This is a genomic window from Chryseobacterium sp. DT-167, assembly GCF_058310155.1.
On record NZ_JBZEEQ010000010.1, the window covers coordinates 139490 to 153351 of the forward strand.

Annotated in this window: 12 protein-coding genes; 6 read left to right on the forward strand and 6 right to left on the reverse strand. The window is 34.0% G+C overall.

Annotation, left to right across the window (positions count from 1 at the left end):
• The first annotated feature begins 76 nt into the window (after window positions 1-76).
• Complete coding sequence (locus AC4FQ5_RS14160) at window positions 77-1267, forward strand: DUF1501 domain-containing protein (protein WP_491144312.1); 1191 nt, start codon at window positions 77-79, stop codon at window positions 1265-1267.
• Between the two features lie 48 nt (window positions 1268-1315).
• Here the strand turns inward: AC4FQ5_RS14160 and AC4FQ5_RS14165 are convergent, their stop codons facing one another.
• The 3 genes from AC4FQ5_RS14165 to AC4FQ5_RS14175 form a co-directional block, all read right to left on the reverse strand.
• Window positions 1316-1447, reverse strand: coding sequence for a hypothetical protein (locus AC4FQ5_RS14165; protein ID WP_491144314.1), 132 nt, complete (start codon window positions 1445-1447; stop codon window positions 1316-1318).
• 63 nt (window positions 1448-1510) lie between these two features.
• Entirely contained in the window at window positions 1511-2533 is a 1023-nt protein-coding gene (locus tag AC4FQ5_RS14170) for a helix-turn-helix transcriptional regulator (protein ID WP_491144316.1), read from the reverse strand.
• A 155-nt stretch (window positions 2534-2688) separates the two neighbouring features.
• Window positions 2689-3027, reverse strand: a complete 339-nt coding sequence (locus AC4FQ5_RS14175) for a HopJ type III effector protein (protein WP_491144318.1) — start codon at window positions 3025-3027, stop codon at window positions 2689-2691.
• 100 nt (window positions 3028-3127) lie between these two features.
• Here AC4FQ5_RS14175 and AC4FQ5_RS14180 point away from each other — a divergent pair, with 100 nt between their 5' ends.
• From AC4FQ5_RS14180 to AC4FQ5_RS14200, 5 genes are all read left to right on the forward strand, one after another.
• Window positions 3128-4510 carry an RtcB family protein gene (locus AC4FQ5_RS14180; protein ID WP_491144320.1) on the forward strand — a complete coding sequence of 461 codons (1383 nt, stop codon included), beginning with the start codon at window positions 3128-3130 and terminating at the stop codon, window positions 4508-4510.
• Window positions 4511-4723: 213 nt separating this feature from the next.
• A complete protein-coding gene (locus AC4FQ5_RS14185; protein WP_491144321.1) occupies window positions 4724-5479 on the forward strand; it encodes a nucleotidyltransferase domain-containing protein in 756 nt (251 codons plus the stop codon).
• Between the two features lie 79 nt (window positions 5480-5558).
• Window positions 5559-6794 carry an ATP-binding protein gene (locus AC4FQ5_RS14190; RefSeq protein ID WP_491144322.1) on the forward strand — a complete coding sequence of 412 codons (1236 nt, stop codon included), beginning with the start codon at window positions 5559-5561 and terminating at the stop codon, window positions 6792-6794.
• Window positions 6770-9037, forward strand: coding sequence for an ATP-binding protein (locus AC4FQ5_RS14195; protein ID WP_491144324.1), 2268 nt, complete (start codon window positions 6770-6772; stop codon window positions 9035-9037). Before AC4FQ5_RS14190 ends, AC4FQ5_RS14195 begins: the two co-directional genes overlap by 25 nt.
• Complete coding sequence (locus AC4FQ5_RS14200) at window positions 9038-10096, forward strand: nucleotidyltransferase domain-containing protein (protein WP_491144326.1); 1059 nt, start codon at window positions 9038-9040, stop codon at window positions 10094-10096.
• Window positions 10097-10152: 56 nt separating this feature from the next.
• Here the strand turns inward: AC4FQ5_RS14200 and AC4FQ5_RS14205 are convergent, their stop codons facing one another.
• The 3 genes from AC4FQ5_RS14205 to AC4FQ5_RS14215 form a co-directional block, all read right to left on the reverse strand.
• Window positions 10153-10587 (reverse strand): cold-shock protein, encoded by a 435-nt coding sequence (locus tag AC4FQ5_RS14205; protein WP_491144328.1) that lies wholly within the window; start codon window positions 10585-10587, stop codon window positions 10153-10155.
• Between the two features lie 507 nt (window positions 10588-11094).
• Window positions 11095-11451 carry a hypothetical protein gene (locus tag AC4FQ5_RS14210; protein ID WP_491144330.1) on the reverse strand — a complete coding sequence of 119 codons (357 nt, stop codon included), beginning with the start codon at window positions 11449-11451 and terminating at the stop codon, window positions 11095-11097.
• A gap of 169 nt (window positions 11452-11620) precedes the next feature.
• Entirely contained in the window at window positions 11621-13828 is a 2208-nt protein-coding gene (locus tag AC4FQ5_RS14215) for a polyribonucleotide nucleotidyltransferase (RefSeq protein WP_491144332.1), read from the reverse strand.
• Between the last annotated feature and the right edge of the window lie 34 nt (window positions 13829-13862).

Consider the following 13862-nt stretch of genomic DNA (forward strand, 5'->3'; position numbering starts at 1 on the left):
TAGCAGCTTTTAGGTTTAAGTTTAAACAATCACCTAAAAACTACAACCTAATATCTTTAACTTAAAATCTAATCTCATGATTATCAAAAGAAGAGACTTTTTAAAAATAAGTTCATTGGCAACGGCTTCATTGTTTGTTCCGAATTTCCTGCAGTCAATGACTTTGGATAATGCACTGAATCCGAATCAGAAAATCCTGATCGTACTTCAGTTTACCGGTGGAAATGACGGTTTAAACACGATCATTCCTACAAAAAATGATATTTATTTTAAAGAAAGAAATAATATTGCCATCAATGATTCTTTGGCTTTAAATGACGAAACAGGAATCAACCCTGCTTTGTCTTATTTTAAAGAATTATTTGACAGCGGCGAACTCTCTCTGCTGAATAATGTCGGGTATCCGAATCCCGACAAATCGCATTTCAGAAGCATGGATATTTGGCACTCTGCAAGTAAAAGTGATGAGTTTCTGGAAACAGGGTGGCTCGGAAGATTTTTGGATGAAGAATGTTATAAATGCGAACATCCGACTCAGGCATTGGAAGTTGATGATATGTTGAGTCTGGCTTTAAAAGGTGAAAACAACAAAGCTTTTGCCTTTAAAGATCCTAAAAAACTGTATCAGACAAGTCAGGAGAAATATTTCAAATCTCTCTACGATCATGACCATCATCACGATGACGAAACGGTTTCTTATTTGTACAAAACTTTAGGGTCAACCATCAATAACGCCGATTATATTTTCGAAAAAAGTAAGGCTAAAAAATCGACTCAGGAGTACCCGAATTCTAAGTTGGGGAAAGATTTTAAAACCGTTGCTTCACTGATCAAATCTGACATCAATACGCAGGTTTATTACCTTTCAATAGGAAGTTTTGACACACACGTCAATCAAAATGAAAGACAGCAAAAATTGTTTGGTGAAATCAACGATGCGGTAAAATCTTTTGTCGCTGACATGAAAGCCAACGGATTGTTCAATGATATTTTACTGATGACTTTCTCAGAATTTGGCCGTCGCGTCGCTCAAAATGCAAGCAAAGGAACTGATCACGGAACTGCCAATCAAATGTTTTTCATCAGCGGCGGACTAAAAAAGAAAGGAATACTCAACGCTCTACCCGATTTGCAAAATCTGAATGAAGGAGATTTAATTTATACCGAAGATTTCAGAAAAGTCTACGCAACCATTCTCAAAAACTGGCTCAATGCAGACTCTTCAAAAGTTCTCGGCTGGAAAAACGGCATATATGATTTCGTATAAAAAAAGCCTTACAATTTTTGTAAGGCTAAAGATATAATTGGTTAATTATTAGTGTGGCGAAGGAATCTGTCTGTTCGGATCCTTCACTTCTTCTTTCTTTTCTGTAAATTTCTTGATGACATATTCAATGACAATGGGAACAAGCATTGCAAGTACCGCTTTTAATATTCTTGATCTCATAATATTTATTTTTCAAGATAATTACAATTTCTGCGCCATAAATATTGACAAAAACATTTTCATTTATAAAGTTTCGTCCGGAATCACCAGATTCTGATAATTTTTTAATCCACCTTTAAATTTCTCCTCCATTCTCAACCTTAGATTTCTCGGTTTATGAACGATGAGACAATTTCCGAAGCCTAAAAGAAGCCGTTCAAGCTCATAATTGATCTGAACGCAGATTTTGAAAATCGCTCCCTCTTCATTTTCACTGACAATTTCCTGACTTCTATGCAGTGGTTTTGTTTTGATATAAGGTGTATTCGATGCATCCACAAAGAACACCACATTTCTTGGCTTCATTGTTTCTGAAACTGTTACTCCCACAATATCTTTGAAAAATTCGTCTCCGTCAAGATCCTGATCAATATAAGGAATTTTTTCATCTGCTTCGATAGATTCCATTCTGTCCAGCGCGAGATTATGCATTTTTCCCTTATGAAGACAGATCAGAAACCAACGGTTATTGTACTCTTTCAACAATTGCGGATGAACAACAAAATTACTCGATTCTTTTGCCGTAAAACTTTTATACAAAATATTTAAAACTTTTTTATTCAGAATCGCCTCATACAAAATATCAATATGTTCTAACCCTTTCAGCTGTTCATTTTTGTCTAAATGAATAATCGATTTCTGATTGGTTGCATGAATGGAGTCCTCCAGTTTCTGAATCACCCCGTTCATATCTTTAAACATCGAAAAATCTTTGAACTGCTTTAAAATCTGGACTGCATTATTCATCGCTTTCAGATCACTTTCATTCACCGAAATATTATGAATACTATAATCCGGATCACTATATCGGTAATATTTTCTTTCATAAACCTCAATTGGCGCTTCATACCCGAATTTTTCACTGCGCATATTCTGCAGATCGAGTTGCACGGTTCGCTTGCTCACAAAGGATTCTTTACCTTCAAACTCGAACAACGCTTCAGAACATTCATCGATCAAATCTTCCAAAGTATATTGTCGATATTTATTTTTAAGGCATTTATCTAAAGTTTTGTAACGGATAAGGGCATTTTTGTTTGATGACATATTTTTATTTTGTGTTTTTAATATATTTAAATCTCAACGATCTCTTTGTCATTCCGAGGAATCTCAACAATTTAAAATTGAAAAAACATTGCCTAGATTACTCCGGAAATCAAAGATTCGACGTAGTCAATGACAAACTACATGAATAAATAAATTTACTTTTTAGCCAAAGCGTCGCCTTCGAAAGAGATTCCTTCCCAACCGAATTCTATAAAGTTTCTGATATTCTGATGATCGGTTCCTTCAGGATTTTGCAACACATCATCTCTATAAAATTCTCCAAATAGGTTTAAAGTATCTTCTTTCGATAAGTTATTCAATTTTGCAAAACTGAAAACTTTGCACGAACCATTATTTTGATCGGCTTCATTTACCATATTCCCGTTTTTGAATTTTGTCGGAGTGAAATGGTAATGTTCATCAATGTAAGCGATTACATTTTTGAATTGAATTGGTTCCTGATCCTGAGAATTCTCTAATTGTTCAAATAGCATATTTCTGATTTTAATTTATCAAAAATAATCAAAATAATTTCATCTACGCAAAAACATTGCACACCTTCGCAATTACTTTGCATTATCAAAACGAAATAAAATGGAATTTAACGGAAACAACTTAATCGAATTAGGATACAGATCAGCAAAATGGTTCAAAGAAGCGATTGCGCATATCAACGAAAATAATTTAGACGAAAACCAAATCACAGCATATTTAGAACAGTTCAAACAACCGGACTTGATTCCGCTTCATGAAAATCCGAAAGATTTTATCATCAATATCAGAGCTGAACACGAAAGTGAAAATGATAACGTGGAAAAAGTAATCAACACGATGAAAGTTTTGATGAAAACCCCAACTTTAATTGAAGGTGCGATCATGCCCGATGCCTGTCCGACAGGTCCTGAAGGTCAGATTCCTGTTGGTGGAGTTGTTGTGGCAAAAAACGCCATTCATCCCGGATTTCATAGCGCAGATATCTGTTGTTCAGTGATGTTAACTGATTTTGGAAAAGCTGATCCTAAAGAAGTTTTGGATGCAGCCCATTCAATCACACATTTCGGATATGGAGGAAGACCGAGAGGTGAGCAAATGGAAATGTCTCAGGAATTGCTGGATGCTTTCAGAGTAAACTGGTTCCTGAATGACGAGAAATTGATCAGCATTGCCCGTTCTCATATGGGAACACAGGGTGACGGAAACCATTTCCTTTTTGTCGGAATTTCTAAAAATACCGGAAATACCATGTTGGTGACTCACCACGGATCAAGAGCTCCCGGAGCGGCTTTGTACGATAAAGGAATGAAAATCGCCAACCGTTTCAGACAGGAAATTTCCCCTGAAACTTTGAAAGAAAACGCCTGGATTCCTTACGAAACAGAAGAAGGAAAATCATATTGGGAAGCTCTTCAATTGATAAGAACATGGACGAAAGAAAACCATACTTCAATCCACGATGCGGTTTTAAATAAAATGCAAATCGAAAAAGAAGACCGATATTGGAACGAACATAATTTCGTTTTCAAGGATGGAGATTTGTTTTACCATGCAAAAGGAGCAACGCCTTTAGACGATAAATTTTTGCCGGATATTACGGGACCAAGACTGATTCCGTTGAATATGTCAGAACCTGTTCTGATCGTTCAGGGAACAACCAATGAGAGAAACTTAGGTTTTGCACCCCACGGAGCAGGAAGAAATTTCAGCAGAAGTCAGCATAAAAAATCTTTGGCTCATAAGACTATTGAAGAAGTTTTTGAAGAAGAAACCAAAGGGTTAGACATCCGTTTTTTCTCCAATGAAATTGATATTTCCGAGCTTCCGACCGCTTATAAAAGTGCCAAAAATGTAAGAGCACAAATCGAAAAATACGGACTTTGCGAAGTGCTGGATGAAGTGATGCCTTACGGATGTATTATGGCGGGTGACGTTCAGAAGAATGCGCCTTGGAAAAAGAAGAAAAAATTTAGAAAAGCATAGTTTGTTTTTAATTGCAAGACGCTATTTCAAATTATGTGTTTTAATATCCATCCACTTTGTCATTCTGAAAGAATCTAAACTCTTGTTATTAAACTATATTTAGATTCCTCCGGAAATCAAAGATTCGACGTAGTCAATGACAACGTTTGTGTTTAAGATTTAAAAGTAAACGAAAAAAAATAGCGTCTTATAGCTAATTAAAAACAAAAAATAATGACACCAAAAATATTAGAAAAATTAAAAGAAATAGAGGCAAAAAGAAACATAGAAATACTTCTTGCCGTAGAATCGGGAAGCCGGGCGTGGGGTTTTGCGTCTCCTGACAGTGATTACGACATACGTTTCATATACCGACACGAAAAAGACTGGTATCTGTCGCCGTGGGATAAAGATGAAACCATAGAATTCATGACCGAAGACGATCTCGACGGTTCCGGATGGGATCTGAGAAAGACTTTTCATCTCCTGTTAAAGTCCAACGCGGCTTTGTTGAGTTGGTTCTACTCTCCTATCGTTTATGTGAAAAATGAAAAATTTTATGAACTTTTTAAACCTTTAGCAGATTCCTGTTTTTCTCCGATAGCGGTTTCTTACCATTATCTCAGCATGAGCAAAAAATATCTCGAAGCCTGCAGAACCGATGAAGTAAAACTGAAATCTTATTTCTACTGCCTTCGAACAGCCTTGACAGGAAAATGGATATTAGAAAAAGGAACTGTTCCGCCTGTTTTGTTCAGTGAATTGCTGGTTTTGGTTGATGATTTTACAAGAACCAAAATAGAAAATCTTGTTGCTTTAAAAGCTACAAAAGGTGAATCGTATTACCATGCAAATGATTGGGAACTTTTTGGGTTTTTGGAGGAAATGGTGAAGGATAATGAGGAAAGAGCGAAGAGTTTGAAGGGAGGAAAGGTGGATAAAGGTGAAATGGAAAGGGTTTTTAGGGAAATAATATTAATAAGAAGATAAAATCATCGTGCGATAATTTTGTCGTACGATAATTTTGTCGTACAACAAAATTATCGTATATTTGCTTAAAATACAACAAATGAATATACCGTTTCCTCTAACACCAACAACCGGAACAATAAAAGATGAGAAAATCATCGGCAGAGATAAAGATATTATAAATATTTTAAAATCTTTGAGAGCTCAAAGTATTACAGTAGAAGAAATCAGAAGAATGGGTAAAACACTACTTCTAAGAAAATTAGAATATCAATGTAACAACGATTTAATTCCTGAGTTTTCAAAAGATAACTTTAGAGCAGTATATTTTTCACTTCAGGGTAAAAAAAATCTTGGAGAGGTAATTGAACTTTTAATCAAGAGATTAACTGAGTTTAAAAAATGGTATCAAATTGATTTCTCAAAAACATATGATCTTGTACGAAAAATTACAGGAGCCGTAAAAGCCACTGCAGGATCAGTAGATGTGTCAATAAATTTACCTGAATTAAAAACAAGCTGGAAAGAAATATTTTTCAAATTATTAGAAGATATTAGTAATACACTTGAAGAAAATGATCAAAAATTAATTTTGATTTTGGATGAACTTCCAATAATGCTTTGGGATTGGTACAAGGCAGAAAGATACGATGAAGCAATTGAACTACTCGATATACTAAGAGAAAGAAGACAAGAATTAGAACAAAAGGGATTAAGATTTATTTATTGCGGATCAATCGGAATTAAAGTAATACTCCAAACTCTCAGAGAAGAATTAGATTATACAGGTGAACCTACCAATGATATGACTGAATATAACCTAAAACCTTTTTCAGTTGATGAATCCAAATTTTTGATGGAGTGCTACATTTTATCAGGCTTTCAAATTGACCAACATGAAAAGACCATTCTACTTGAAAAGATAAATGCTTTATGCAATGGACTTCCATTTTACATTGCAAATCTATTCATTATTATTCAAAATGAATTTGATAACAATATAACAAAGGAAAGCATCGAAGAGTCTTACAATTTAATACTTAATGATCCTAAGTACCAAAAAGCGTTTAACCAATTAAAAGAAAGATTGGAAACATATTATCCAAAAAAAGCTCAACTGATGATGAAAATATTGTCAGTTATTTCAAACACAACAAATGAAACAGAAGAGTCTGAAATAATCTCTCAAATTGAAGACGAGGACAATATAGCTAAAGAAATTTTATACGCATTAGTTGAAGACCACTATTTAGGAAGAAGATTAGAGGATGGAGAAAGAATATACAGTTTCAAATACCAAATTTTTAAAGAATGGTGGAGAATAAACATAGCATAAATACAATATTGTCATTTGGTGCAAAAAGCGTCAATCCTGAAATATTAGAAAGCCTATTAACAGGCAGGGATAAAACAGCAGATTTTTTAGAAAAGAAAGTACAAACTGTTGTCGAAAATGGAGATAATCAATTCATACTGGTCATCGGACAAAGAGGAATGGGCAAAACACATCTTCTAAAAGTACTGCATTCTAGAATATGGCATTATTCTTTAGAGGATAAATTAACAATTGCATACTTTGCCGAAGAAGAATATGGTGTTGCGAATTTTTTTGATTTTCTTTTGCGTGTTTTAAACTCATTCATAAAATGGTACGAAAAGGATGAAGAAACTCTTAAAAAAGAATTAGAAAAATTACAAGAAATATCTTTTGCAAATCAATTAAATTATCTTGAAAAGATATTAAAGAATTACACAAACAACAAACCTCTTCTAATTATCACAGAGAATTTTGGAGATATATTAGAACAAATGGGCCAAGAGGAGCAAGGTAGATTAAGAGCTTGGTTATATGAAAATAATAACGTGAGCATAATTGCAAGCAGTCAATCTGTAAGTGAAAATTTTGACAGAGAAGACCGTCCTTTTTATGGTTTTTTCACACAATATTATTTAAAAAGCCTATCATTTGAAGAATCTTACTCTTTTTTAATCTCTATAGCTGAGATTGAAAAGAATGACAAACTTGTTGAACATTTAAAAACAAAAGGAAAGTCACAAGTTAGAGCTATTTTTGATTTAGTAAAAGGAAATCATAGACTTTTAGTAACATTCTATAATTTCTTAAAAACAGATATGTTGGTAAAGGTATCTGAAAATTTCATTAAAACCATTAATGATTTAAAACCATACTATGAAACTTATATTCGCTATTTGCCTGCTCAGCAACAAAAAATATTAAGATATATAGCTTTATCCCGCAAACCTCAGTTAGGAACAGAAATCTCAAAAAACTGCTTTATAGAACAAAAATCTCTAAGCAAGCAATTGAGCGAGCTAAATAGAAAGCGTTTAATTGATATTATTCCAGATCCAAGTGATAAGAGAAATAAGTTTTATGATATTAGTGAACCTCTTCTTCGAATAAGCATTGAAGTTGGAGAACACAAAGAAGGAATTACAGCTTTATTTATTGATTTTTTGGCTTTATACTATAATACTGACGAATTAGTTAGTAAGAAGTCGAAATTTTTGAATTTATTAGATTATTGTGATACTGATAAAGAAAAAAGAGAAATTGATTATGAAATCAAAGCAATCAACAAAGCTATATCCGTAAAGAAAGATTTAGTCCGTGAAAACTGTAAGTCTTTATTAAAAGAAGAAAAATACGATGAAGTTGTTACAGTTTTAGTAAACGAAAAGTTTGACTTAAATGTTGTTCATATCATTCTTTCAAGTTACGCATATACACTTGGAAATTATCAAAAAGCTTATGAATATTATGAAAAAATTAATTTAAATATTCTTAGCAAATATACTAAGTTCATAGAATCGGAAACTATTTTCTTAAATCGTTATATTGAAACGATTGTAAAATTAGGTATTGATACTGAAAATATTAAATTACTTGAAAAAGCTATAGACATTATAAACAAAACAAATTTAGATAGTTTTAAAAGTAAATTTTTATTTGCTATAGCGAAGCTCTCAATTATTATTTATAGCATTGAAAATTCGATTGAAATAAAAAACACTGACGAACAACTAATTTCCATTTATTTATCAACCGAAGGCCTAATAGATAATAATGAAGAAACAGAGTTACAAGCAATCATACTAAAATTTTATCCTTTTATCTTTGAAATGCTAAGCTCTAAAGAAACTGAAAACTCATTAAAAATTCAAAATGACTTCATTGCCAAAATAAAAAATTTAAATTTCGAGGAAAGATTCAAATTTTTCAAAAGTTGTCAAGAAGATGGTTTAGTAAAAGTATTTAGATTAATAGTTCCTATTATTCAAAACGATTTAAAAGAAAACAATAAAGAATTAGAAAATGTTATTGTTAATTGGACTAATAATATCTTAATAAATAATGATAATTTGAAGAAAGATGATATATTTTTCATACGAAATTTCTTAAGTGAAAATGAAAACAAAATTGAGGAATTAAAAATAGTAGACAATTATTATAAAACATACCAAAAAATCATATTGAACAAGAATAAGTCTGCACTTTACCACCTCCCTAAAGAACAAAGAGAATTTTTTGAAAAAAACATTTTAAAGAGAAAGTAAATGACAGTAAATTTTCTTAAAAACAAAAACCTAATCCTCTTCCAATCCATTTCCGGAAGCCGCTCTTTCGGACTCGCAACCGAAAATTCAGACACAGACATTCGGGGAGTATATTATTTACCAAAAGAAGATTTTTTTGGTTTAAACTATATTCCGCAAATTTCTAATGAGACGAATGATATTTCGTATTATGAGATCGGGAGATTTGTAGAATTATTGCAGAAAAACAATCCGAATATTTTAGAGATGCTGGCGAGTCCGGAAGACTGTATTCAACAGAAAAATCCGTTGATGGATTTGCTAAAACCTGAAGATTTTCTTTCCAAATTATGCAAAGATACTTTTGCGGGTTATGCGATTTCGCAGATCAAAAAAGCAAAAGGATTGAATAAAAAGATTTTAAATCCGATTGAAAAGGAAAGAAAATCAATTCTTGATTTCTGTTATGTTTTAGAAAGCAATGGTTCTGTTCCATTGAAAAAATGGCTTTCAGAAAACGGAAAAGTTCAAGAAAAATGTGGTTTGGTCAACATCGACAATACTAAAGGAATGTTTGCTTTTTTCTATGATGAATCAGGAGATTCAGGCTACAAAGGAATCATTCAGAACGAAGAAGCCAATCAGGTTTCTCTGTCATCAATTCCAAAAGGAGAAAAATCGGTAGCGTTTATGTTTTGTAATTTGGATGCCTATTCCACTTACTGCAAAGATTACCGCGAATACTGGAAATGGGTTTCAGAACGCAATGAAGACCGCTACAACGTCAACCAGAATCACGGACAAAACTACGACAGCAAAAATATGATGCACACGATTCGTCTTTTGCAGTCCTGTGAGCAAATTTTTAAAACCAATTCATTACACATCCGTGTGGAAAACCGTGATGAATTATTAGACATCAAAGCCGGAAACTGGTCGTATGAAGCTGTCATGAAGAAAGCTGAAGAATTGATTCGGTCGATTGAGTATTATCATTCGGTTTCAACACTTCCCGATTTTCCTGATCTGGAAAAGACGACCAAAATCTTAGTTGAAATCAGAGAAAATCTATATTCTTAAAAACAAAAAACCGCCTCATTACTGAGACGGTTTTGTTTTATATATAGTTTAAAAAACTATCTGATGATTTTGATATTGATCGCAGAAAAGCCTTTTGGAGATCTTTCTTTTTCGAAAGATACTTTGTTTCCTTTTTTGATGATATCAATACAGTTGTTACTGTGGAAGAATACATTTTCTTTAGAATTATCTTCTGTGATAAATCCGTATCCTTTGTCGCTGAAAAATGTAACGATACCAGATTTTATTGGATCTTCTTCCTGAATAGGAGCGGCACCCAATTGGATGTTATCCAAATTGATCGCCTCTGCATTAGAGTTATCGGGAGGTGTACTTGTCAACTGACCGTTTGCATCTACATACATGATCATATCATCAAGACTTTTTCCTTTGTCATTGCTGTTTTTTCGGTCTTCGCGACGTATCGCTTTTTCCTTTTGCTTCTGTAATTTTTTCTTAAAGTTTTCTTTTTTTGAGAAAGAATCCGCCATATATTATTGTATATTAATTGTTATTCCTGAATTTAAATATTGATGATTTTTTAGCCTTTCATCAAAGGGTATTGTTTACCATCATAAAAAGATTTCTATTGAAATTCTTCTAATGATTCCGCTTCATTCAGATAATAAATTTTTTAGGATTTATGATCGTTACCGGGAAATTGATCTGATTATCTCAATCATTTCGCTTCCTGAAAAAGAAGTAAAAAGGTGTTCTGAATTGTTTGTCAGTATTGGTGATTCGTTTTGCCGGCACAATATTCATTTAGAAAAATATAAGTGAAAAAACGGCAGTCAGAATAAAGAAAACTGAGGGATAAAGAGTATTCTAAACTTAAATAGTTTAAGAAAAGCAGAAACCTTCTTCTTAATTATAATACAAATATACGACAATTCCACGGATTTTGAAGACTATTATTTAAATAATTGAATGTCAGATTATTTCTTTAAACAGAAAACCGCTTCAAATTAACTTTAAATGGATGTTATTGATTCGAATTACCTGTCTTTCTTTTTCAGAATATAATAGACAGCTTCATCTTTTTCATTATTGGTTGTATAAGCAAACTGAAAAGAGTAGCCATTTGCAGACATAAAATTAAGAGCATCCATCATTGAGTTGAATTTCACATTACGCCCTCTTTCATCTTTGATGTTGGTTCCGTTTTTAAATGAGATAGATTTTGTTTCCTGCCCAAAATCGATTTCCACATTCACTTTCGTACTCAGCGAACGACCTGTTCCAATGATCTGAACGTAATCTACATCAATATCTTTCAATGGAACATCATTGACGGTTTGGGCAACACTGAAAGCTGATAAAGCAATGAGTTGAAGGGTAAAAAGTTTTTTCATAGCTTAAAAAGAAGTTAGATATTAGAATTAGGTTTGAGATCTGTTAATAATTGAATTAATTTCAAGTTAAAAATAGAATAAATTTTAGAATCCCACTCAAAATATGGATGTTAATTAAAAAATCCCCCGAAAAAATTCGAGGGATTTTAATATGATTAAGAATGATTTCTTAAGCTTCGTTCAAAGGTTTGTGCTCTCCCGGCTGGTCTTTACCTTCAGGATTCACCTGACCTTCCAGTCTTGGTTTTTGTTCCGGTCTTGGTGGTCTTGGCAATAAAACTTTTCTTGAAAGTTTCATTTTCTTACGGTCATCGTAACCCATAAACTTCACCTCTACCTCATCACCTTCGTTATAAGGAACTTTATCCAGTCTCTTCCACTCGATTTCTGAGATGTGAAGAAGACCTTCAGTACCTTTTGCAATCGCTACAAAAGCTCCGAAATCCATTACTTTTACTACTTTACCCTGGTAAACTTCACCTACAACCGGTACAAAAGTAATTTCGTTGATTCTTGCAATCGCTGCGTTGATCTTTTCTCTGTTTACACCAGAAATTTCGATTCTTCCAATTTCGCCAACTTCTTCAATGGCGATCACCGTATCTGTATCTTTCTGTAACTGCTGAATGATTTTTCCACCAGGTCCGATAACAGCACCGATGAAATCTTTAGAGATCTCAAGCATAACCATTTTCGGAGCATGTGGTTTCACATCTTCTCTTGGAACAGCGATGGTTTCAGTGATTTTATCTAAAATATGTAATCTCCCGTCTCTAGCTTGCAGAAGCGCTTTTTCCATAATATCCATCGACAATCCCTGGATTTTAATGTCCATCTGGCAAGCGGTGATTCCGTCTGCAGTTCCGGTTACTTTAAAGTCCATGTCTCCCAGGTGATCTTCATCGCCTAAGATGTCAGAAAGTACCGTAAACTTTCCTGTTTTAATATCAGTAACCAATCCCATTGCAATACCTGAAACTGGCTTTTTGATTTGAACACCTGCATCCATCAACGCTAAAGTTCCCGCACAAACAGTTGCCATAGAAGATGAACCGTTTGATTCCAAAATATCAGAAACGATACGGATGGTATAAGGATTTTCTTCCGGGATCATATTTGCTAAAGCTCTCTGAGCCAGGTTTCCGTGACCAACTTCTCTTCTTGAAGTTCCTCTCAAAGGTCTTGCTTCACCTGTTGAGAACGGCGGGAAATTATAATGTAAGAAGAATCTTTCGTCGTAATTTACCATCACGCTGTCTACCATGTTCGCATCTTTTACCGAACCTAAAGTTACAGCTGTCAAAGATTGAGTTTCACCTCTTGTGAAAATTGCAGAACCGTGAGCTCCGGGTAAATAATCGATTTCGCTCCAGATCGGGCGAATCGTTTGAGGATCACGACCATCAAGACGGATTTTATCATTCAAAATCATCTGACGCATCGCTTCTTTTTCCACATCGTGGTAATAAACTTTTGCGAAAGGCGTTACTCTCTCCAGTTCTTCAGGATGCTCTACATATTGAGCTAAAAATTCAGCCAAAACAGCTTTAAATTTCTCTCCTCTTTCTTCTTTTCCTGAAGGCTGCTTGGCAACTTCGTATACTTTATCGTATGTTTCTTTCCACACTTTCTCACGGATGGCTTCATCGTGATTTTCGTGGCTGTATTCTCTTTTTGGGAATGATTTTCCTACCTTTTCGGCTAATCTTTCCTGAGCTTCAACTTGTTTTTTGATTTCTTCGTGAGCAAAAGTAATCGCTTCAAGCATTTCTGCTTCTGTGATTTCTTTCATCTCACCTTCCACCATTACGATAGAATCTTTAGTTGCTCCCACCATGATGTCCAGGTCAGCCAATTTAAGATCTTCATAATTAGGATTTACTGCTAATTTCCCGTCAATTCTTACTACTCTTACTTCAGACATCGGTCCGTTGAAAGGAATATCGGTGATTGCGATCGCTGCCGAAGCTGCAAGACCTGCTAAATCGTCAGGAATTGATTGTCCGTCATAAGAAATTAATGAAATCATTACCTGAACTTCTGCGTGGAAATCTTCAGGGAATAACGGTCTTAAAACTCTGTCTACTAAACGCATTGTCAAGATTTCCTGATCTGATGGTCTTGCTTCTCTTCTGAAAAAGTTTCCAGGGATTTTTCCACCTGCGTAGAATTTTTCTCTGTAATCTACTGTCAATGGTAAGAAATCTACACCATCTTTTGCTTCTTTGCTGGCTACAACAGTTGCTAAAAGCATTGTTCCGCCGATTTTTACTACAACAGAACCGTCAGCTTGTTTCGCCAGTTTTCCTGTTTCGATTGTGATCTCTCTGCCGTCTGCAAGAATGATCGTTTCTGTAATTGCTTGAGGTATACTCATAAATTGTTTTGTGTTGCACTCCGTATTGAGCGCT

Coding starts and splice junctions, on each gene's coding strand:
- AC4FQ5_RS14160 (WP_491144312.1), top strand. CDS start 77: ATGATTATCAAAAGAAGAGACTTTTTAAAAATAAGTTCATTGGCAACG.
- AC4FQ5_RS14165 (WP_491144314.1), bottom strand. CDS start 1,447: ATGAGATCAAGAATATTAAAAGCGGTACTTGCAATGCTTGTTCCCATT.
- AC4FQ5_RS14170 (WP_491144316.1), bottom strand. CDS start 2,533: ATGTCATCAAACAAAAATGCCCTTATCCGTTACAAAACTTTAGATAAA.
- AC4FQ5_RS14175 (WP_491144318.1), bottom strand. CDS start 3,027: ATGCTATTTGAACAATTAGAGAATTCTCAGGATCAGGAACCAATTCAA.
- AC4FQ5_RS14180 (WP_491144320.1), top strand. CDS start 3,128: ATGGAATTTAACGGAAACAACTTAATCGAATTAGGATACAGATCAGCA.
- AC4FQ5_RS14185 (WP_491144321.1), top strand. CDS start 4,724: ATGACACCAAAAATATTAGAAAAATTAAAAGAAATAGAGGCAAAAAGA.
- AC4FQ5_RS14190 (WP_491144322.1), top strand. CDS start 5,559: ATGAATATACCGTTTCCTCTAACACCAACAACCGGAACAATAAAAGAT.
- AC4FQ5_RS14195 (WP_491144324.1), top strand. CDS start 6,770: ATGGTGGAGAATAAACATAGCATAAATACAATATTGTCATTTGGTGCA.
- AC4FQ5_RS14200 (WP_491144326.1), top strand. CDS start 9,038: ATGACAGTAAATTTTCTTAAAAACAAAAACCTAATCCTCTTCCAATCC.
- AC4FQ5_RS14205 (WP_491144328.1), bottom strand. CDS start 10,587: ATGGCGGATTCTTTCTCAAAAAAAGAAAACTTTAAGAAAAAATTACAG.
- AC4FQ5_RS14210 (WP_491144330.1), bottom strand. CDS start 11,451: ATGAAAAAACTTTTTACCCTTCAACTCATTGCTTTATCAGCTTTCAGT.
- AC4FQ5_RS14215 (WP_491144332.1), bottom strand. CDS start 13,828: ATGAGTATACCTCAAGCAATTACAGAAACGATCATTCTTGCAGACGGC.